Origin of the sequence: Pseudomonas morbosilactucae, assembly GCF_023241715.1 — a bacterium.
Lineage (GTDB): Bacteria > Pseudomonadota > Gammaproteobacteria > Pseudomonadales > Pseudomonadaceae > Aquipseudomonas > Aquipseudomonas morbosilactucae.
The window spans coordinates 19,559-39,340 of record NZ_JALQCW010000054.1 but is presented as its reverse complement, the minus strand read 5'-3'; the positions used below and the strand labels follow the sequence as shown (position 1 = coordinate 39,340).

21 protein-coding genes and 1 pseudogene are annotated in these 19,782 nt (G+C 59.2%); 17 read left to right on the top strand and 5 right to left on the bottom strand.

Features of this window, described 5'->3' with window-relative positions; genetic code table 11:
* Window positions 1–20: 20 nt before the first annotated feature.
* Window positions 21–136, top strand: a pseudogene (locus tag M1B34_RS20100) (bifunctional ornithine acetyltransferase/N-acetylglutamate synthase); the annotation flags it as partial.
* A gap of 119 nt (window positions 137–255) precedes the next feature.
* The gene (locus tag M1B34_RS20095; RefSeq protein ID WP_268266048.1) at window positions 256–1,200 is read left to right on the top strand and encodes a Nudix family hydrolase; all 945 of its coding nucleotides are present in this window, start codon (window positions 256–258) and stop codon (window positions 1,198–1,200) included.
* Window positions 1,201–1,303: 103 nt separating this feature from the next.
* On the opposite strand, the gene M1B34_RS20090 is transcribed toward M1B34_RS20095, so the two are convergent.
* Genes M1B34_RS20090 through M1B34_RS20080 form a run of 3 tightly spaced genes read right to left on the bottom strand, consistent with a single transcriptional unit; the run spans window position 1,304 to window position 4,881 of the window.
* Complete coding sequence (locus tag M1B34_RS20090) at window positions 1,304–1,879, bottom strand: cob(I)yrinic acid a,c-diamide adenosyltransferase (protein ID WP_268261726.1); 576 nt, start codon at window positions 1,877–1,879, stop codon at window positions 1,304–1,306.
* Between the two features lie 2 nt (window positions 1,880–1,881).
* Window positions 1,882–3,918, bottom strand: a complete 2,037-nt coding sequence (locus tag M1B34_RS20085; protein ID WP_123328599.1) for a sensor histidine kinase — start codon at window positions 3,916–3,918, stop codon at window positions 1,882–1,884.
* Window positions 3,919–3,963: 45 nt separating this feature from the next.
* Window positions 3,964–4,881 carry a putative 2-dehydropantoate 2-reductase gene (locus M1B34_RS20080; protein WP_268266047.1) on the bottom strand — a complete coding sequence of 306 codons (918 nt, stop codon included), beginning with the start codon at window positions 4,879–4,881 and terminating at the stop codon, window positions 3,964–3,966.
* A 143-nt stretch (window positions 4,882–5,024) separates the two neighbouring features.
* Here M1B34_RS20080 and M1B34_RS20075 point away from each other — a divergent pair, with 143 nt between their 5' ends.
* Together M1B34_RS20075 and M1B34_RS20070 are read left to right on the top strand one after the other, a co-directional pair.
* Window positions 5,025–5,510 carry a YajQ family cyclic di-GMP-binding protein gene (locus tag M1B34_RS20075; protein ID WP_123328597.1) on the top strand — a complete coding sequence of 162 codons (486 nt, stop codon included), beginning with the start codon at window positions 5,025–5,027 and terminating at the stop codon, window positions 5,508–5,510.
* A 137-nt stretch (window positions 5,511–5,647) separates the two neighbouring features.
* Entirely contained in the window at window positions 5,648–6,490 is an 843-nt protein-coding gene (locus M1B34_RS20070; RefSeq protein WP_268266046.1) for a mechanosensitive ion channel family protein, read from the top strand.
* Between the two features lie 280 nt (window positions 6,491–6,770).
* On the opposite strand, the gene M1B34_RS20065 is transcribed toward M1B34_RS20070, so the two are convergent.
* On the bottom strand, window positions 6,771–8,084 hold the full coding sequence (locus tag M1B34_RS20065; RefSeq protein WP_123328595.1) for an OprD family porin: 1,314 nt from the start codon (window positions 8,082–8,084) through the stop codon (window positions 6,771–6,773).
* A gap of 938 nt (window positions 8,085–9,022) precedes the next feature.
* Here M1B34_RS20065 and M1B34_RS20060 point away from each other — a divergent pair.
* Window positions 9,023–9,448, top strand: coding sequence for an HIT domain-containing protein (locus M1B34_RS20060; RefSeq protein WP_268266045.1), 426 nt, complete (start codon window positions 9,023–9,025; stop codon window positions 9,446–9,448).
* 3 nt (window positions 9,449–9,451) lie between these two features.
* The gene (locus M1B34_RS20055) at window positions 9,452–9,658 is read left to right on the top strand and encodes a SlyX family protein (RefSeq protein WP_123328594.1); all 207 of its coding nucleotides are present in this window, start codon (window positions 9,452–9,454) and stop codon (window positions 9,656–9,658) included.
* Between the two features lie 72 nt (window positions 9,659–9,730).
* On the opposite strand, the gene M1B34_RS33765 is transcribed toward M1B34_RS20055, so the two are convergent.
* Complete coding sequence (locus M1B34_RS33765; protein WP_123328593.1) at window positions 9,731–10,336, bottom strand: cold-shock protein; 606 nt, start codon at window positions 10,334–10,336, stop codon at window positions 9,731–9,733.
* Between the two features lie 446 nt (window positions 10,337–10,782).
* On the opposite strand from M1B34_RS33765, the gene M1B34_RS20045 reads away from it, so the two are divergent.
* The 11 genes from M1B34_RS20045 to tolA all read left to right on the top strand — a co-directional run bounded on the left by M1B34_RS20045 (window position 10,783) and on the right by tolA (window position 19,776).
* Window positions 10,783–11,256: a Dps family protein gene (locus tag M1B34_RS20045; protein WP_123328592.1), complete on the top strand. Its 474-nt coding sequence runs from the start codon at window positions 10,783–10,785 to the stop codon at window positions 11,254–11,256.
* Window positions 11,257–11,496: 240 nt separating this feature from the next.
* Window positions 11,497–11,718: an FmdB family zinc ribbon protein gene (locus tag M1B34_RS20040; RefSeq protein WP_010457489.1), complete on the top strand. Its 222-nt coding sequence runs from the start codon at window positions 11,497–11,499 to the stop codon at window positions 11,716–11,718.
* A gap of 96 nt (window positions 11,719–11,814) precedes the next feature.
* Entirely contained in the window at window positions 11,815–13,590 is a 1,776-nt protein-coding gene (gene aspS / locus M1B34_RS20035) for an aspartate--tRNA ligase (RefSeq protein WP_123328591.1), read from the top strand.
* Between the two features lie 153 nt (window positions 13,591–13,743).
* Window positions 13,744–14,490 carry a YebC/PmpR family DNA-binding transcriptional regulator gene (locus tag M1B34_RS20030; RefSeq protein ID WP_123328590.1) on the top strand — a complete coding sequence of 249 codons (747 nt, stop codon included), beginning with the start codon at window positions 13,744–13,746 and terminating at the stop codon, window positions 14,488–14,490.
* Between the two features lie 143 nt (window positions 14,491–14,633).
* Window positions 14,634–15,158 (top strand): crossover junction endodeoxyribonuclease RuvC, encoded by a 525-nt coding sequence (ruvC, locus tag M1B34_RS20025; protein WP_123328589.1) that lies wholly within the window; start codon window positions 14,634–14,636, stop codon window positions 15,156–15,158.
* A 113-nt stretch (window positions 15,159–15,271) separates the two neighbouring features.
* The gene (gene ruvA, locus M1B34_RS20020; protein ID WP_123328588.1) at window positions 15,272–15,880 is read left to right on the top strand and encodes a Holliday junction branch migration protein RuvA; all 609 of its coding nucleotides are present in this window, start codon (window positions 15,272–15,274) and stop codon (window positions 15,878–15,880) included.
* The gene (gene ruvB, locus M1B34_RS20015) at window positions 15,881–16,939 is read left to right on the top strand and encodes a Holliday junction branch migration DNA helicase RuvB (protein ID WP_123328587.1); all 1,059 of its coding nucleotides are present in this window, start codon (window positions 15,881–15,883) and stop codon (window positions 16,937–16,939) included.
* A gap of 139 nt (window positions 16,940–17,078) precedes the next feature.
* Window positions 17,079–17,546, top strand: a complete 468-nt coding sequence (gene ybgC / locus M1B34_RS20010; RefSeq protein WP_123328586.1) for a tol-pal system-associated acyl-CoA thioesterase — start codon at window positions 17,079–17,081, stop codon at window positions 17,544–17,546.
* Window positions 17,536–18,231: a protein TolQ gene (gene tolQ, locus M1B34_RS20005; protein WP_011063016.1), complete on the top strand. Its 696-nt coding sequence runs from the start codon at window positions 17,536–17,538 to the stop codon at window positions 18,229–18,231. Before ybgC ends, tolQ begins: the two co-directional genes overlap by 11 nt.
* A gap of 13 nt (window positions 18,232–18,244) precedes the next feature.
* Window positions 18,245–18,697, top strand: a complete 453-nt coding sequence (tolR, locus tag M1B34_RS20000; RefSeq protein WP_123328585.1) for a protein TolR — start codon at window positions 18,245–18,247, stop codon at window positions 18,695–18,697.
* Window positions 18,697–19,776 (top strand): cell envelope integrity protein TolA, encoded by a 1,080-nt coding sequence (tolA, locus tag M1B34_RS19995; protein ID WP_123328584.1) that lies wholly within the window; start codon window positions 18,697–18,699, stop codon window positions 19,774–19,776. Before tolR ends, tolA begins: the two co-directional genes overlap by 1 nt.
* The last annotated feature ends 6 nt before the right edge of the window (window positions 19,777–19,782 follow it).

Genomic DNA, 19,782 nt, shown 5'->3' with positions numbered 1-19,782 from the left:
CAAGGGGCGGCGGGTGATGCAGCAGGGAAGAGATCACTATTCGTATCGAGCTCGGTCGTGGCGCGTGCAGCGAAACCATCTGGACCACGACCTGTCCCACGAATACGTGAAAATCAACGCCGAATACCGCACTTAAGCCCCTTCCCGGCAACGCCGCTCCGCGCCTGCAGGAGCTGGCTTGCCGGGCGAGGGCGCACCTATCAACGCCTGGCCCGTGAGGGCTGGGCCCCATGCCGGATCAGAGGAAACAGTGCGGTGAAACGAGTACATGTGGCTGCGGCCGTTATCCGTGACGCCAGCGGCAATATCCTGATTGCCCGGCGTGCCGATACCCAGCATCAAGGTGGCCTGTGGGAATTCCCCGGGGGCAAGGTCGAGGCCGGAGAAGCGGTACAAGCGGCGCTCGCCCGTGAGCTGCAGGAAGAGTTGGGCATTGCCGTGCAGACGGCGCGTCCGCTGATCAAGGTGCAACACGATTACCCAGACAAACAGGTGTTGCTGGATGTCTGGGAAGTCTCGGCGTTCAGTGGCGAGCCCCACGGCGCAGAGGGGCAACCCCTTGCTTGGGTCAGCCCTCGTGAACTGGCCGACTATGAATTCCCCGCGGCCAATCAACCGATTGTCGCCGCCGCGCGTTTACCCGCGCATTACCTGATTACCCCGGAAGGCCTGGAAACCCCGACCTTGTTGCGCGGTATGCAGAAGGCCATTGCCCAGGGCAGCAAGCTGATTCAGTTGCGTGCTCCCGGTGGTTATGACCCGAAGTACCGTGACTTGGCGGTGGATGCCGTGGGCCTGTGCGCCGGGAAGGCGCAGTTGATGCTCAAGGGTCCGTTCGAGTGGCTGGGGGATTTTCCGTCGGCGGGCTGGCACATCACCTCCGCCCAGTTGCGCAAGTACGCCAGCGCGGGCCGGCCCTTTGGCAAGGATCGCTGGTTGGCGGCTTCCTGCCATAACGCTGAGGAGTTGGCCCTGGCGCAGCAGATGGACGTGGACTTCGTCACCCTGTCACCCGTGCAACCGACCCAGACCCACCCAGACGCCCAGCCCCTGGGTTGGGAGCAGGCTGAACAGTTGATCAGTGGCTTCAACAAGCCGGTGTATCTGCTGGGCGGCGTGGGACCTGCCGAGTGCCAGCAGGCCTGGGCAGCCGGCGCTCAAGGCGTAGCCGGAATCCGCGCCTTCTGGCCCCAGGACTGAAGAAAACGTCGAGACTGATGTTGTCGGCGCTGGCTTTGACTGCGCTGGCTTCTACAGGCAATCAGGCGTGCTGCGGCACACCGCAGGTCCGACAGGGCGGGGGTTAGGGTTTGGCGGCGGCTTGCCAGAGGATTTCGGCAATGCCCTGGCGCTTGGCGATCATGCGTGCCGCGACAAACAGCAGGTCCGACAGGCGATTGATGTAAGCCAGCCCAACCCCTTGCAAAGGCTCCAGCGCATTCAAATGCTGGCAGCGGCGTTCAGCACTGCGAGCCAGGCTGCGGCAGACGTGGGCCTGGGCAATCAGCGTCGAACCGCCGGGCAGGATGAAGTTTTCCAGTGGCCCCAATTCCTCGTTCCAGCGGTCAATGGCCGCTTCCAGTCGTTCCACTTCTGCTCCGTTGAGTGCCTGATACTCCGGCATCGCCAACTCGCCACCCAGGTCGAACAGCCGGTGCTGGCAAGGGCTCAACACCTCCAGTACTTCGTCCAGATCACCCGCAGCGCGGCTGTGTTCGGCCAGGCCTGCCAGCAACAACCCGAGCTGGCTGTTCAGCGTATCGACCTCGCCAATGGCTTCGATCCGCGGGTGGTCCTTGGGCACACGGCGGCCGTCGCCCAGCCCGGTTTCGCCTTGGTCGCCGGTGCGGGTATAAATTTTCGACAAGCGAAAGCCCATGTTTAGCCCTCCAGTGGTTGCGGTGCTTGGGGCAGCGGATGGGCGCCGGCCAGCGGCAGGCGCAAGGTGAAGCAGGTGCCCTGGCCGCGAGTCGATTGCACTTCCATCTGTCCCTTATGGTTGTTGGTAATGATGAAGTAGGACACGGACAGGCCAAGGCCGGTGCCCTGGCCGATTTCCTTGGTGGTGAAAAAGGGTTCGAAGGTGCGTTTGCGCACGTTCTCATTCATGCCGATGCCGTTGTCCTCGACCTGGATTTCCGCCCAGGGCGGGTTCAGGCGGGTGCGCAGGATGATGCGCCCGGGCTCGCGATCGTCTTCGCGCTGGTGAATGGCCTGGGCTGCGTTTTTCAGCAGGTTGAGCAGCACCTGCTCCAGTTCGTTGGCCGTTCCAGGCACCGGTCCCAGTTGTGGGTCGAACTGGCGCACGATGGCTTGGCCCTTGAAGTCGAAACCGATGGCCAGGTCGAAGTCGTTGCCGGCGATTTCCACCGCCTGGTCGATCAGCGCCGGCAGGTCGCAAGGGGCCATTTGCCGATTGCTGCGCCGGCTGAAACTGAGCATGTGGGTGACGATCTTCGCTGCCCGAGCGCCGGCCTGCTGGATACCGTCGAGCAGTTGTGGCACTTCCCGGCTCTCCAGGTAGCGGTTGACGCTGTCCAGTTCGATGCCGACCAGCTCGGCATGTTCGAGGTTTTTCGGCAGTTCTGGCGACAAGCGTCGGCGAATGTTCTGCACGTTGTGCAGGATCGCGCCCAAGGGGTTGTTGATCTCATGGGCCATGCCAGCGGCCAGGCCACCCACCGAAAGCATCTTCTCTGACTGCACCATCATTTCTTCCAGGGACAGGCGTTGGGTGATGTCGTCGATACGGATCACCACCCCACGCCCTGCGCCGCCCATCAAGGGGTAGAAGGTCAGGGCGTAGTGCTTGGCTTCTTCGTCCTTGAACCAGGTCACGCGCTCGACCTTGGTCACGGTGTGCTGCTCCACGGTTTCCTTGAGTTGGGGCAGGAACGGCTTGAGCGGTTCAAAGGCAAGGAAGATCGGCTGGTTCAGGGCTTCGTCGAGGCGGGTGCCGGACAGGGCGCTGGCTTCCTGGTTCCACTGGGTGACGTAAAGCTGCTCATCCAGGGCGATCAGGGCCGACGGCATGGAGTCGATGATGCTGTTGAGGTAGTTCTGAAAGCCGGTGAGTTTTTTCTCGATTTTGCTCCGCACCTGAACCTCCAGCTCCAGCTTGCGGTTGGTGTGGCGGGTTTCTTCCGCCAGCCCCTGGGCCTGGTCATAGGCGGCCTGGGAGTCGTCACGGGCGCGTTTGAGCTGTTGCTCACGGGCTTCGATTCGCGACAGCATGGTGTTGAAGGCCTCGGCCAGGCTGCCGATTTCGTCGTGGTTGCCCCGGGATGCACGCAGCGCGTAGTTCTCTTCCCGGGTCACTTGCCGCGACAACACTTCGAGCTGGTGGATCGGCTGGGTGATCAGGCGTTTGATCTGGCGGGCGATCAGCAGCCACAGCAGTACGCTGAAGATCAGGATGCCCAGGCTGGCAGTGAGGGTCCCGGTGTAGAAGGCCATGGGCAGCTCGCTGGTGGCCACCAGCAACAGATGCCCCGGCGCCTGGCCGGGGCGGGGCAGGGTAATCACCTGGTTGCTGCGAAACTCGGTCAACTGCCAGGCTTCGATGTGCCGGTAGCGCTCCGGCAGCTTCAGGTGTTCGCCGTGTTGCAATTGAGCCAGGCGCAGGCCTTTGCCGTCATACAGGGCAGCGGCGCGCAGGGGTGTGTAACTGTCGAGCTCATCGAGGAGTTTTTCCGCGTTCTGCGGCGAGTCCAGGGCTTCGATGGCCAGGGTTGGATTCGATACGAGGCGGCCAATGGTCTGCAAGGCCTGGGGTGCCATGCTTTCCTGGGAGATCCAGTAAGCGGCGCTGATAAAGGTCAGGTTGGCGACCAACAGCACGGTGGTCAGCAGAACAAGCAGGGCGGCCAAGAGTTTTTGGCCGACCGGCAGATTTTCGAGACGCTGGCGCAATGGCATCGGCTATATCGCAGGAAAGGAGCAAGTGGGCAGCGTAGCCGCTGCTCAGTCGCTGGGCAATCCGCACTGTTGCAGGTGCTGCACCAGGCGCAGTCGCAGTTGCTGCAAATGGGGCAGTTGCAACTGATGACGGTCGGCGCTCTGGCAGGCGTGGCCCAACAGGTAGCTGATTTCGGTGCGGCGATGATTGGCCACATCCTGGTACATCGAGGAGTAATTGGCCGCAGTGGCCTGGATCACCCGTTCGACCTCCTGTTGCAACTGCTCTGCGGCGGCAGGCTGGCCGCAGCATTCCAGCAACTCCGTGAGTTCGGCGCACAGGGTGGCGACCTCGCAGTGATGCTGCTGCAGCTCCCCGTTACGGCAGTGGTACAGCACGGTCAGGGGGTTGATCGCGCAATTGAGCGCCAGTTTGCGCCACAGGCGGGTGAGGATGTCGGTGCTCCACTCATGGGGAATACCGGCGGCAGTGAGGTCATCCAGCCAGATCGGTGGGGTGGGGTGGGCGGCGTCACCGAGCCAGGTGTAACCGTGCCCGGCAAAGACCACTCGCCAATCGCCCTCACGAAAGGCCCCTTCAGTGCTGGAGGCGGCAATGCATCTTGCCTGAGGCACGGTGGTCGCGACGGCGTCCTGGCTGCCGAGGCCGTTTTGCAACAGGATCACTTCCGCATTAGGGACAAGTCGCGGGGCCAGTTGCGCCACCGCCGCCTGGGCGTCATAGGCCTTGCAGGCCACCAGCAGGCGGCTGATCGGCTCGTGGCTGTCCAGGGTGGTGCCGGGAATCGGGTACTGGCTGGCGCGACCTTGTTCCACCAGGGTCAGGCCGCCGGCGTGTTCATAGGCCAGCAGGCGGCTACTGTCGCGCAGGATCAGCCGCACCGGCAGGCCGGCGCGGGCCAGGCGGGTTGCCCATAGGGTTCCAAGGCAGCCGGCGCCGAGTACGTGCCAGGTGGTCGACATCAGCTTTTTACTCGGTTTGGCAGGCGCATCGGCGGCTCGCAGTGAAGGAGGGGAAAGACCCGTTATAATGAGCGCGGATTTTAACCGCAAGCCGGGCGTGCTCGATGTCATGAGTAGCGCCCCCTTTTATTTGGAGAGAGTACATGCCGTCGTTCGACGTGGTATCCGAACTGGACAAACACGAAGTCACCAACGCGGTGGAAAACGCCGTCAAGGAACTGGACCGTCGTTATGACTTGAAGGGCAAAGGCAGCTTCGAGTTCAAGGAAAAGGAACTGACCGTCAACCTCACTGCCGAAGCCGAGTTCCAGCTGGAGGCGATGATCGAGATCCTCAAGCTGTCCCTGGTCAAGCGCAAGATCGATGTGCAGTGCCTTGAAGTCAAAGACGCCTACGCCTCGGGCAAGCTGATGAAGCAAGAGGCGACCCTCAAGGAAGGCATCGATAAAGAGCTGGCGAAGAAAATCGTCGCCCATATCAAGGACGCCAAGCTCAAGGTCCAGGCCGCGATCCAGGGCGAGCAGGTCCGAGTCACCGGCAAGAAGCGCGATGACCTGCAAGAGGCCATTGCGGCGCTGCGGGCCAAAGAGTTTGGTATGCCCCTGCAATTCAATAACTTCCGCGACTGATTGGCTGCTTGCGGGAACCTCCAGGGCTTATTGGCGTCCGAGGCCCGAGCAGTGGCAGAAACGATCAAGCTCCCTGGAACTTGATCGTTCTGTCGATCAGACATATCAGCCGGGCCCCCGGGAATCAGGAGAAATAGATGGATTTGAACGCTGAAGTGGATCACCTGGTCAAGGCTTCCCAAGCCTGGATTCCAATGATCATGGAGTACGGCAGCCGTGTGTTGCTGGCGGTCATTACCCTGGCCATCGGTTGGTGGCTGATCAACAAGCTGACCCATAAAGTCGGTCAGTTGCTGGCGCTGCGCAATGCCGACCTGGCCCTGCAGGGGTTTATCAGCAGCCTGGCCAACATCATTCTCAAGGTGCTGCTGATTGTCAGCGTCGCCTCGATGATCGGTGTAGAGACCACCTCCTTTGTGGCCGCAATCGGTGCGGCAGGCCTGGCCATTGGGTTGGCCCTGCAAGGTAGCCTGGCGAATTTCGCCGGCGGGGTACTGATTCTGTTGTTCCGTCCGTTCCGTATCGGTGACTGGATCGAAGCCCAGGGCATCAGCGGTACGGTCGACAGCATTCAAATTTTCCACACTGTGTTGCGCACCGGCGACAACAAGACGGTGATCGTGCCTAACGGCAACCTGTCCAACGGCATCATCACCAACTACAACCGTCAGCCGACGCGCAAGGTGGTGTTTGATGTGGGCGTGGATTACGACGCCGACCTGCAAAAGGCTCGGGAAGTCCTGCTGGAGCTGGCTCAGGATGAGCGAGTACTGGCCGATCCGGCGCCCGTGGCAGTGGTCTCGACCCTGGGTGACAGTGCGATCACCTTGTCGCTGCGGGTTTGGGTAAAGACTGCGGACTACTGGGACGTGATGTTCCGCTTCAACGAGCTGTCCCGTGATCGACTGCGGGCTGCAGGAATTGATATCCCGTTTCCACAGCGGGTCATCCGTGTTGTCCAGAAAGCTGCACCGCAGTAAGTCGCTCTAATAACTTGCCCGAGCGGTCAAGTATGGGGGATTCATTCAGGGGGCTTAGGCCCCTTGTTTTATTTCTGTCACTTTCAATAAATACCGACTCTTTGCCGGAGCCGATGTTGTTAGTTATTACATCGAGAACTGACGGTTTGGCTAAGTTGTTAGCTTCCTAATTAGTCGTTGCCTTTGTATTGCTGTAAGGCGCCCATAAAAAAACCGCTCACCGGATTAGGGTGAGCGGTTTTGTTTTAGAGCAATGCTCTACCTGCGGACAACCACTGAATTACAAGATGCTCAGTGGGTATTCCACGATCAGACGCAGGTCGTTCAGGTTGTCGTAGTTGGTTGCACGGTAGTCGGCGTTGCTGCCACGGTAGATGGCGTTACGCAGACGGAAGGACAGGTCTTTGGCCGGGCCTTCTTGCAGCACGTACTTGGCTTCCAAGTCCCACTCGCGCTCGGTGCCGTCGGTGGTGATTGCGCCGAGAGCATTACGAACAGTGGCGTCGGTACCGTAGGTGTAACGGGTCATGAAGCTCAGACCTGGTACGCCGAAGGAGGCCATGTTGATGTCGTAGCGAGCTTGCCAGGACTTCTCGTCTTCGCCGACGAAGTCGGAGATTTGCACGGAGTTGGCCAGGTAAACGGTACCGCCGCCGTCAACACCGTATTTGTAGCCGGTGTCGCCCGAGGACTGCTGGTACGCCACGGTGAATTTGTGCGCGTCGATGCTGTACGCTGCTGCCAGGCTCCATACGCGGTTATCCAGATCGCCGCCGAGTTTTTTACCCTCGTCGTTGCTGCGATAGGCGTTGAAGTCAAAGTTCAGCGATTGTTTCTCGCTCAACGGCAGGGTGTAGTTCACGTTGGCGTATTGCTTCTTCCAGTAGTCTTCAACGTCGGAAGCGTGGAAAGCGAATACGAAGTTCTCAAGGCCAGAGTAGGTGGCGCCGGCGAGGTTCACCGAAGTCAGGCCTGTGCCGTTGATGGTGTCGCGACCCATGGAGGTCTGACCGCTCACTGCGGTGAAGCGACCGCCGGTCAGTTCCAGGCCTTTGATCTCGTTGCTGGTGATCAAGGTGCCGGTGGCGACTTCAGGCAGCAGACGGCCGTCGTCGGTGGTGAAAACCGGGCTGGATACGAATTGGTTGCCGTACTTCAGTACGGTGTCGGAAACGCGCAGTTTGACTGCGGCTGCCGCTTTGGATTGGGTTTTTTCAGGATCGCCGGACGAGTCCTTGGCGAACAGACCGTTGCCTGCACGACCCGAGCCACCGTCAAGCTTGACGCTGCCCATGGCCATGGCATCGATACCGAAGCCTACGGTGCCTTGAGTGAAGCCCGACTGGTAGTTCAGCAGTTCGCTGACACCGGTGTCTTGGCGATAGCCGCTTTCGAAGCCTGGGCTACCATCTTTCTTAGCGACGTTGCCGGCACCGCTTTTGTAATCACGGTTCATGTACATCGCGCGGGTTTTCGCGGTCAGGGTACTGTCTTCGATAAAGCCCTTTGCGTCGTCCTGAGAGGACGCGATTGCGAACTGCGAGGTGCCTGCAGAAACAGCCAGGGCGATCATGCTCCACTTCATCACGCGCATCGTGATTTGCTCCTTTGGTTTTTAGAAGAGTACTGCCGTCCCACCTGTTTTATTATCTGGGCGGCTCTTTCTTTTTGTGTCGGCGCAAACTTATATCACGCTGACAATGTTGGCGATACTTGAGTATCTATCCTTTCAGCTTCTTTACGACCATGTCGCAAATGGCTTGATTCATGTCGCTATTTTGCAGTCGGGTTGTAACGCGCCCGACAACTTCAGTGCTGTCTTTGACGGTGCGAGAAAGGTAGAAACAACCTCTACACAAGCACTCAAATCACCCAAGGGCAGCCTTGCCACTATTATTATTTGTCTTCAAGACGCTCACTTTCGACGAGGGTCTTTTAGACGATGTTGGGGAGAATGCAACAAGCGTGCACAAATCGAAAAAAACCGAATATTTTTTCTCGACGACCCTATGGGCCTGCAAAAACCGCATAAGGCTTGAGTTTTAAGTGCGTTTTGATTGGCTTGACGTCACGGTATCCCTCGTGTTGTGCGTGGGGCGATCCGTCCCCTGTGGTCAAAAACGTTACCGGTTAACACCCTGCAGTGAGTAGTGCACGGATGCTTAAGGTGCTTAGCGTAGACCTACTGTGCGGTTTTGGTGCAGAAAAAATGCAGTACTGTACGGTTTCCGTACAGCGGCCGGCCAGCAGGGAACTGATCGCTGAGCGGTCGACCGGTCAGTTTCTGAGGGGGTGAGAGTTGCGCGCCCGTAAACAGTGCGTCGCATTGGAAAATGTCCGTGTGTGGGGCGTTTTTTGCGGTGCGCCATCCGGCCCTTGTCAGTACGCCCGTTCTGCGAGCGGTGCGACGCAGGGTCATGGGTCATGAACCGCCGGGCATTCGCAGGTATGCTGCGCGTCTGTCGTTTGGCCCATTGCCTGTTGCGCTGGGCGCCAAGCTGAAATGTGATGAACTGAGGGGGAGTGCACGCGGTGTTCACTTTAGATTCACGGCTTCAACAAGACACATTGCCCATCGGTGATTTTCCACTGTGCCGGTTACTCCTATCCAATGATGCGAACTATCCATGGTTCATCCTCGTGCCACGGCGGGAGGATATAAGCGAACTCTTCCAGCTGGACGCGGCGGATCAACAACAGTTGTGGCTTGAGACCACGGCACTTGCCGAGTTGCTCAAGGACTCTTTTGACGCCGACAAGTTGAACGTGGCAACTCTGGGCAACGTGGTGAGTCAATTGCACATGCACGTCATTGTGCGTAAGCGCGACGATGCTGCATGGCCCGCACCGGTTTGGGGTAAACATCCGGCGAAGCCTTACAGTGCCGAGCAAGTTGCCGTCATTCGCGAAAGGCTGCGCCTGGTACTGGCCGATGACTTCAAGTTTCTGGAGGGTTGAATCATGAGTCTGGATGAGCGTGTGACCGATCTGGAGAGCCGCCTGGCCTTTCAGGACGACACCATTCAAGCCTTGAACGATGTGCTGGTGTCGCAGCAGAAGGTCGTCGATCGCCTGCAGCTGCAGATGGCGGCGCTGCTTAAGCGTCAGGAAGAGATGGTGGGGCAGTTCGAGTCTTTTGAGGAAGAGGCACCACCGCCCCATTACTGAGGGTGAGCCTGAGTTTGCTTATCCCTGGACAATAAAAAACCGCGCCGTGGCGCGGTTTTTTTATGGGCTGAATCAGCGGCGCGGCAGGGCGGCGATCACGTCTTCAGCTTGCAGGCCCTTGTCGCGGTTCATCACCGAGAACTCGACACGTTGGCCTTCCACCAGCACGCGATGGCCTTCTCCGCGAATTGCACGAAAGTGCACGAAAATGTCGTCGCCGGAATCACGGGAAATAAAGCCGAAGCCTTTCGAGGTGTTGAACCACTTCACGGTGCCGGTATCGCGGTTGCTCATGTCGTAGTTTTGCGACGGCGAGCTGTTGGGTGAGGACTTGTACAGGTTGATGACCAAGTGCAGGGCAACCGCAAGGATGGCCGTCAGCAAGCTGAGCAAGACCGCAGGTTGGCCGCCAATCACTGGCATGGGGGCAAGCAGGGTGAGGGTTTGCAAGACCACCGCCAGTACCAGCAGGGCACTGACCAGGTTCTGCAGTTGATGACGCGGGCCTTTGTTCCAGTAGGGGATGACCGGAGCCAGGATCAGGTTGAGCAGGCCGAAAAATGCCAGGAACAGCGCGTCAGGTTGTTGCAGGTAGGGGATGGCTTCGGATCTCAGACTGGGGATAAAGGACAGCAGCAACGCTGCGGCGCCTGTTAGCAGGTGGACGATTTTCAACATTTTGAGTAACTCACGTTAAGAAGGATCACAAGGAGGAGCTGATGACGCACGGTTCGCTTCTGAACAATGTGAGGCGGTAGGCACGTACGCGGTATCAGCCTATGCGCGGTCACCGAGAAATAGGCAACAACGACACGGGCTCTATTTAACAGCAAAGCCCAAGCCTTCTCAAATCAAGCGCTGTGTTGGATTGCGTAGGAAAAGTAGCGGGTGTTGTGGCGGAATTTCGGAGAATCGTGCAAAGGCTTGATCTAGACGGATGGCGCCGGTTTTGTATGGGAACGCCTGTTTTTCAGTGCGGTCAGAACTCTCCCGGGCAGGGTGGCGAGGGCGGGTAGGGTTGGACAATCGACCGCAGTGCCCCCGTGTGTTCGTTGCAGCGAGCTCCCCGGAGTCTTGCTAGAGTGCCCGGGTTGGGTGAATTCATTCTGCTAATGGAGATAGACATGGCTATTGATATCGGTATCAGCGAAGAAGACCGCAAATCCATCGTAGACGGCCTTTCTCGCCTGCTTTCGGACACCTACGTGCTGTATCTGAAAACCCATAACTTCCATTGGAACGTCACCGGTCCTCAGTTTCGTACCCTGCATTTGATGTTCGAGGAACAATACAACGAGCTGGCCTTGGCCGTTGATCTGATTGCTGAGCGTATTCGTGCCCTGGGTTTCCCCGCGCCGGGCGCCTATTCCATCTACGCCCGTCTGTCTTCGATCAAGGAAGAGGAGGGCGTGCCCAGCGCTGAGGAAATGATCAAGCAATTGGTCAGTGGCCAGGAAGCCGTGACGCGCACTGCCCGGGGCATATTCCCGCTGCTGGACAAGGTCAGTGACGAGCCGACCGCCGACCTGCTGACCCAGCGTATGCAAGTCCACGAAAAAACCGCTTGGATGCTGCGTTCCTTGCTGGACAATCGCTGATCGCTGAAAGCTATCACCTCCGTGTTCCATCGTTCGCCGCAAGCGCCCCGGTGCTTGCGGCGCAGCGTCAGCGCATGGGCCGAATCGCGACCTGTTACTGGCGAACCTCTTCTATAGAGTCATACGGCTGCACAGGGCCGATTTAATGGATATAATCCCGCTCTTTGCTAGGTAGCCCGAGCTTTGGCGTGGGCTCTGGCTTTAGTTAAAGCAGTAATCTGATCGCCGAGACGCCCCACCATGCCCATGTACGACTACCAATGCGCTTCCTGTGGTCATCAGTTGGAAGCCATTCAAAAGATCAGCGCCGCGCCGCTGGTCGACTGCCCTGCCTGCCAGGCGCCTGAATTGAAAAAAATGCTCTCGATGCCGGGTTTTCGCCTCAGCGGCACCGGTTGGTACGAGACCGACTTCAAGACCGGCTCCAAGAAGAATTTGGCCGGTGGCGACAAAGCTGACTAAGTTGAACGACACGCGCGAGTTCTTGCACTATCCGGCACCTCGAGGTGCGCAAGGCCTCCAATCGAATTTCGAATTACGAGAAGTGAAACCACTACCATGATGCGCAGCCATTATTGCGGCCAACTGAACGAGACCCTGGAAGGTCAGGAAATCACCCTTTGCGGATGGGTTCACCGTCGCCGCGACCACGGCGGGGTGATCTTCCTCGATATCCGTGATCGTGATGGTCTGGCCCAGGTGGTGTTCGATCCGGACCGCGCCGAGAGCTTCGCCGCCGCCGATCGCGTGCGTAGCGAGTACGTCGTGAAGATCACTGGCAAGGTTCGCCTGCGTCCGGCCGGTGCCACCAACGCCAACATGGCGTCGGGCATGATCGAAGTGCTGGGTTACGAGCTCGAAGTGCTGAACGAGTCGGAAACCCCGCCGTTCCCACTCAACGAGTTCTCTGACGTTGGCGAAGAAACCCGCCTGCGTTATCGCTTCCTTGACCTGCGTCGCCCGGAAATGGCCGAGAAGCTGCGTCTGCGTTCGCGCATGACCACCAGCATCCGTCGCTTCCTCGACGAGAACGGCTTCCTCGACGTTGAAACGCCGATCCTGACACGTGCCACGCCGGAAGGTGCCCGTGACTACCTGGTGCCTAGCCGCACCCACGCCGGTAGCTTCTTTGCCCTGCCGCAATCGCCGCAGCTGTTCAAGCAACTGCTGATGGTGGCCGGCTTCGACCGTTACTACCAGATCGCCAAGTGCTTCCGTGACGAAGACCTGCGCGCCGACCGCCAGCCGGAATTCACCCAGATCGACATCGAGACCAGCTTCCTCGATGAAAAAGAGATCATGGGCCTCACCGAGCAAATGATCCGCAATCTGTTCAAGGAAGTGCTGGATCTGGAATTCGGCGAATTCCCCCACATGACTTTCGAAGAAGCCATGCGCCGCTACGGTTCCGACAAGCCAGACCTGCGTATTCCGCTGGAACTGGTGGACGTTGCCGACCAACTGAAAGAAGTTGATTTCAAGGTGTTCAGCGGCCCGGCCAACGACCCTAAATGCCGTATCGCCGCTCTGCGCGTTCCAGGCGGGGCGAGCATGCCGCGCAAGCAGATCGACGACTACACCAAGTTCGTCGGCATTTACGGTGCCAAGGGCCTGGCGTACATCAAGGTCAACGAGCGCGCTGCCGGTGTTGACGGTCTGCAATCGCCGATCGTGAAGAACATCCCGGAAGCCAACCTGAACGTGATCCTTGATCGCGTCGGTGCAGTTGACGGCGACATCGTGTTCTTCGGCGCAGACAAAGCCAAGATCGTCAGCGAAGCCTTGGGCGCGCTGCGTATCAAGCTCGGCCACGACCTGAACCTGCTGACCTGCAAGTGGGCGCCGATGTGGGTCGTCGACTTCCCGATGTTCGAAGAGAATGACGACGGTAGCTTCTCCGCGCTGCACCACCCGTTCACCGCGCCGAAGTGCTCCCCCGAAGAGCTGGAAGCCAACCCGGCTGGCGCTCTGTCCCGTGCCTACGACATGGTGCTGAACGGCACTGAACTGGGTGGCGGTTCGATCCGTATCCACCGCAAGGAAATGCAGCAAGCGGTATTCCGCCTGTTGGGTATCAACGAAGCGGAACAGGAAGAGAAATTCGGCTTCCTGCTCGACGCCCTGAAATACGGCGCGCCGCCCCACGGTGGCCTGGCCTTCGGCCTTGACCGCCTGGTGATGCTGATGACCGGTGCCCAATCGATCCGTGAAGTGATTGCCTTCCCGAAAACCCAGAGTGCTGCGGACGTCATGACCCAGGCTCCAGGTGTGGTGGATGCCAAGGCCCTGCGCGAGCTGCACATCCGTCTGCGCGAGACGCCGAAGGCTGAGTAAGGCTGCTGCGTGAAAGCGCGTTAAGGTTGTACGCAGTCTAAAAGGCGCATCTTCGGATGCGCCTTTGCGTTTCAACAAGGGTGTTGTGTTAAAGAGAGAAGTCCTGCCTGGGGCGGGATTGAAAGGTTTCTATAAGAATTTCGGAGTTGTGTTATGGCTGGCCATTCCAAGTGGGCGAACATCAAGCACCGCAAAGAGCGTCAGGATGCCAAGAAAGGCAAGATTTTCACCAAGTGGATTCGTGAGCTAACGGTTGCGGCTCGCCAGGGTGGCGGTGATCCGGGCTCCAACCCGCGCCTGCGCCTGGCGCTGGACAAGGCCCTGGGCGCCAACATGAGCCGCGACATCATCGACCGGGCCGTGGCCCGCGGAGCCGGTGCGGCTGATACCGACGACATGGTCGAACTGACCTACGAAGGCTATGGCCCGGGCGGCGTGGCGGTGATGGTCGAGTGCATGACCGACAACCGCAACCGTACGGCGGCAGCAGTGCGCCACGCGTTCAGCAAGTGCGGTGGCAACCTGGGGACCGACGGTTCGGTGGCCTATCTGTTCGAGCGCAAGGGGCAGATTTCCTTCGCTCCGGGCGTGGATGAAGACGCCTTGATGGAAGCGGCGATGGAGGCGGATGCCGACGACGTAGTGACCAACGAAGACGGCTCCATTGACGTGTTTACTTCGTTCGCCGGGTTCTATGCCGTGCGTAACGCGCTGGAAGCTGCGGGCTTCAAGGGCATCGACGCGGAAATCGTCATGCTGCCGACCACCAGCGCGGAGCTGGACCTGGACGGTGCGCAGAAGGTGCTGAAGATGCTGGATATGCTGGAAGACCTGGACGATGTGCAGAACGTTTACTCGAACGCTGACATCCCAGAAGACGTAGCCGCACAGCTCTCCTAAGTAGAGCACCGCCCCACCGTAGGAGCCGGCTTGCCGTCGATGGCGACCTCAAGGGCCTCATCGCCGGCAACCCCGGCTCCTACAGGGTTTCATGTTGCCCTGCATGTTTTATGCTGGCTCTTCTTCACCTACTTGCAGGCGTTATGACTTTAATCCTAGGTATCGACCCCGGTTCGCGCATCACCGGCTTTGGCGTGGTGCAACAGACCCCGCGTGGCTGTGTCTACGTGGCCTCGGGTTGCATCCGTACCGGTGCCGGCGAGTTGGCCGAGCGGCTGCAGATTGTCTACCGCGGCGTGCGTGAGGTGATCCAGACCTACGGTCCGGTGACCATGGGCATTGAAAAGGTGTTTATGGCGAAAAATGCCGATTCGGCCCTCAAACTGGGCCAGGCCCGTGGCGCGGCGATCGTTGCCGGCGCCGAGGAAGGCTTGGAGATCGCCGAATACACCGCCACCCAAGTCAAGCAGGCCGTGGTCGGCACCGGTGCAGCCAACAAGGAGCAGGTGCAGATGATGGTCATGCACATGCTCAGGCTGACTGCCAAACCGCAAATCGACGCCTCCGATGCCCTGGCCATCGCCATTTGCCATGCACATACACGCTCCAGCCTGTTGCCCCACGGCCTGGGCACGGCACGCAGTCGTGGCGGTCGCCTGCGTCTCTGATAGCATCAGCGCAGTCTTTTTTCGAGTTGAGCGTTTTGGCCTTGTTTGTCCGCGGCCGCGCTCGCTCCGTTACCCGCCAGCCCTGATCTGGCCAAGGTTTAAGGATCTGAAACGTGATTGGACGCTTGCGCGGCAACTTGGCTGAGAAACAGCCGCCGCACCTGATTCTTGATGTAAACGGTCTGGGTTATGAGGTGGAAGTGCCGATGACCACCCTTTATCGCTTGCCGTCGGTCGGCGAGCCCCTGACCTTGCACACCCATTTGGTGGTGCGCGAAGACGCCCAATTGTTGTACGGCTTCAGCACCAAGCGCGAGCGAGACTTTTTTCGCGAGTTGATCCGTCTCAATGGTGTAGGGCCCAAGTTGGCCCTGGCGCTGATGTCGAGTCTTGAGGTGGATGAGTTGGTGCGTTGTGTGCAGGCCCAGGATACGTCGGCCCTGACCAAGGTGCCGGGCGTGGGCAAGAAGACCGCCGAACGTCTGTTGGTAGAACTCAAGGACCGCTTCAAGGCCTGGGAAGCCGTGCCGAGCATGTTCGCCCTGGTGCCAAACCAGCCGGATGCACCGGCGCCGGTGGCCAGTGCCGAGTCGGACGCGGTCAGCGCGCTGATTTCCCTGGGCTACAAGCCTCAGGAAGCCAGCAAAGCCGTGTCGGCCATCAAGGAAAAAGGTTTGAGCAGCGAAGACATGATCCGCCGTGCCCTGAAGGGAATGATTTAAGTGATTGAAGCTGATCGTCTGATCGCCGCCACGGGCCCCCGTGACCGCGAAGAAGTCCAGGATCGGGCAATTCGTCCCGTCAGCCTGGCCGAATACATTGGCCAGCCGACCGTGCGTGAGCAGATGGAGCTGTTTATCCAGGCTGCCCGTGGGCGTAACGAGTCCCTGGATCACACCCTGATCTTTGGCCCGCCGGGGCTGGGCAAGACCACCCTGGCCAACATCATCGCTCAGGAAATGGGCGTGTCGATCAAGAGCACCTCGGGCCCAGTGCTGGAACGCCCCGGTGACCTGGCGGCGTTGCTGACCAATCTCGAGCCCCATGATGTGCTGTTTATCGACGAGATCCATCGGCTGTCGCCGATCGTCGAGGAAGTGTTGTACCCGGCGATGGAAGACTTTCAGCTCGATATCATGATTGGCGAAGGTCCGGCGGCGCGCTCGATCAAGCTCGACCTGCCGCCCTTTACCCTGGTGGGCGCCACCACCCGCGCCGGCATGCTGACCAATCCGCTGCGTGACCGCTTCGGCATTGTCCAGCGGTTGGAGTTCTACAGCACCGCAGACTTGGCCACGATCGTCAGTCGTTCTGCGGCGATTCTCGGCCTGCCCCTGGACCCGGAAGGCGCGTTCGAAGTGGCGCGGCGTGCCCGTGGCACCCCTCGGATCGCCAATCGCCTGTTGCGCCGTGTAAGGGACTTCGCCGAAGTCCGGGCCAAGGGCCATATCACCAAGCCGATTGCCGACCTGGCGTTGAACCTGCTGGATGTGGATGAGCGGGGTTTTGACCATCAGGACCGGCGCTTGCTGCTGACCATGATCGAGAAATTCGACGGTGGCCCGGTGGGCGTGGACAGCCTGGCGGCGGCCATCAGCGAGGAGCGTCACACCATCGAGGACGTGCTCGAGCCTTACCTGATCCAGCAGGGTTACATCATGCGCACGCCTCGCGGGCGTGTGGTCACCCGCCATGCTTACCTGCACTTCGGTCTTAACATCCCGTCACGATTGGGAGAGATGCCCGTGGTAGACGAATTCCTTGATGCCGTGGACGATTAATGACCTGTTGTTGAACCGATTTATTCGCGGTTTGTGCTGTCCTAGGGCTGGCATGGCCAAGGTTTCGCAAGAAAGTCGTTCCAGAATGAAAAAACAGTTGCCTGGCTGGATTGGCAACCTGAGGAGTAAGCACTAGAGTATGCGCGCGCAAAACGGGCTTGAGTCGTTCGCACATCGTTGTCGCGTTTATTACGAGGACACCGATGCCGGCGGCATCGTGTATTACGTTAATTACCTTAAGTTTATGGAGCGGGCTCGAACCGAGCGGCTACGAGACCTGGGCTTTGCCCAATCGCAGCTGGCAGGGGAGAACCTGTTGTTCGTCGTGCATTCCAGCGAAGCGCGCTACCACGCGCCGGCGCGACTGGACGACGAGCTTTTGGTCAGTGCCCAGGTCACCGAATTGAATCGCGTCAGCCTGCGTTTCACCCAGCAGGTCAGGCGTTCGACAGACAATGCACTGCTCTGCGAAGGGCAGTTTTTGGTGGCCTGTGTGCGCGCCGACAATTTCAAACCCCGCGCCATTCCAGAAGCTCTACGTACGGCCTTTGCCGGCGAGAGCGACGCGGGTACACACTCAGAGCAGGAGATAAAGCGTGGAAGCTAACGTCGTCGACCATTCCTCCATGTGGAGCTTGGTCAGCAATGCCAGCGTCGTTGTGCAGTTGGTAATGCTGACCCTGGTAGCCGCATCGGTGACTTCATGGATCATGATCTTTCAGCGCAGCAACCTGCTGCGTGCCGGTCGACGTGCCCTGGAGAGCTTTGAAGAGCGCTTCTGGTCCGGCATCGACCTGTCCAAGCTTTATCGTCAGGCTGGCAGCAACCCTGATCCGGATTCCGGCGTAGAGCAGATTTTCCGTGCCGGCTTCAAGGAATTCTCCCGCCTGCGCCAGCAGCCGGGTGTTGATCCGGAAGCGGTCATGGAAGGCGTGGCCCGTGCCATGCGCGTGGCCATCTCCCGCGAGGAAGAGAAGCTCGAGCAGAGCCTGCCATTCCTTGCCACCGTCGGTTCGGTCAGCCCGTACATCGGCCTGTTCGGTACCGTATGGGGGATCATGAACTCCTTCCGCGGCCTGGCCCAGGCGCAACAAGCCACCCTGGCCACCGTGGCTCCGGGTATCGCCGAAGCCCTGATCGCCACGGCGATCGGCCTGTTCGCCGCTATCCCTGCGGTTATCGCCTACAACCGCTTTGCCGCGCGTGGCGAGACCCTGATCAGCCGTTACTACACCTTCGCCGACGAGTTCCAGGCGATCCTGCACCGTAAAGTGCACACCAGCGAAGAGTGAGCAGGTAAACCCCATGGCCCGAGTTCGCCAAAAACGCAAGCCGGTTGCCGAGATGAACGTGGTGCCCTACATCGACGTGATGTTGGTACTGCTGGTTATCTTCATGGTGACCGCGCCGATGCTCAATCAGGGCGTGAAAGTCGATCTGCCCAAGGTTTCCAGCGAAGCCTTGCCGCAGGACAACAACACCCAGGTCCTGACCATTTCGATCAAGTCTGACAAAACCTATTACTGGAACCTTGGCAGCGAAGTCGATACCGAGAAGCAACAGGACAAGGCGATGACCTTGCCCCAGATGACTGACGCGGTGACCAAGATCATTCGCGCCGGTAACGAAGGCGGCAAGCACACCCAGGTGTTCATTCGCGGTGACAAATCCGTCGACTACGGCTCCGTGATGGGTGCCATGGGCGGCCTGCAGAAAGCCGGCGTTGGTAACGTTGGCCTGATTACCGAGGCGCCCTGATGCACCAACAGCGAGAGCCGTCCGCCTCGGAAAGCTACTTCTGGCCTAGTGTCTGGGCGATAGCGTTGCACATCCTGGTGTTTGGCATGCTGTTCGTCAGTTTTGCCATGACCCCGGAGTTGCCGCCGGCCAAGCCGATCGTCCAGGCGACCCTGTATCAGCTGAAATCGAAAAGTCAGGCGACTACCCAGACCAATCAGAAGATTGCGGGTGAGGCGAAGAAATCCGCCGCGCGCCAGACCGAAGTCGAGCAGATGGAGCAGAAGAAGGTCGAGCAGGAAGCGATAAAGGCCGCGGAACAAAAGAAAGAAGAGTCGGCTCAAAAGGCCGAGGAAGCGAAAAAGGCTGACGAGGCCAAGAAAGCGGACGAAGCGAAAAAGGCTGATGAAGCCAAGAAAGCCGAGGACGCCAAGAAGACCGCGGAAGCGAAAAAGGCCGAAGAGAAACAATTGGCTGATATAGCCAAGAAAAAGGCCGAAGAAGAAGCCAAGAAAGCCGCTGAAGAAGAGGCCAAGAAAAAGGCCGCTGAAGACGCGAAGAAAAAGATCGTAGAAGACGCGAAGAAAAAAGCCGCGGAAGACGCCAAGAAGAAAGCTGAAGCTGACGAGGCGAAGAAGAAAGTCGCCGAAGACGCGAAGAAGAAAGCCGCTGCCGATGCTGCGAAGAAAAAATCGCAGGAAGCCGCGCGTAAATCAGCCGAAGAGAAAAAGGCCCAGGCCTTGGCTGACTTGCTTTCCGACACGCCGCAGCGCCAGCAGGCCTTGGCCGATGAGCAGGGCGATGAAGTCGCGGGCAGTTTCGATGATCTGATTCGTGCTCGTGCGGCAGAAGGGTGGGCACGTCCTCCTTCGGCACGCAAAGGCATGACGGTCGTGTTGCAAATCGGCATGTTGCCCGATGGTACGGTGACTTCGGTGTCCGTGGCCAAGCCTAGTGGTGATGGTCCGTTCGACGCTTCGGCGGTGGCGGCAGTCAAGAACATTGGGCGTTTGACAGAAATGCAGGGAATGAAACCGAGTGATTTCGCTCCCTATCGTTCATTCAAGATGACATTCACACCTGAGGATCTAGCCTTGTGAGAAACC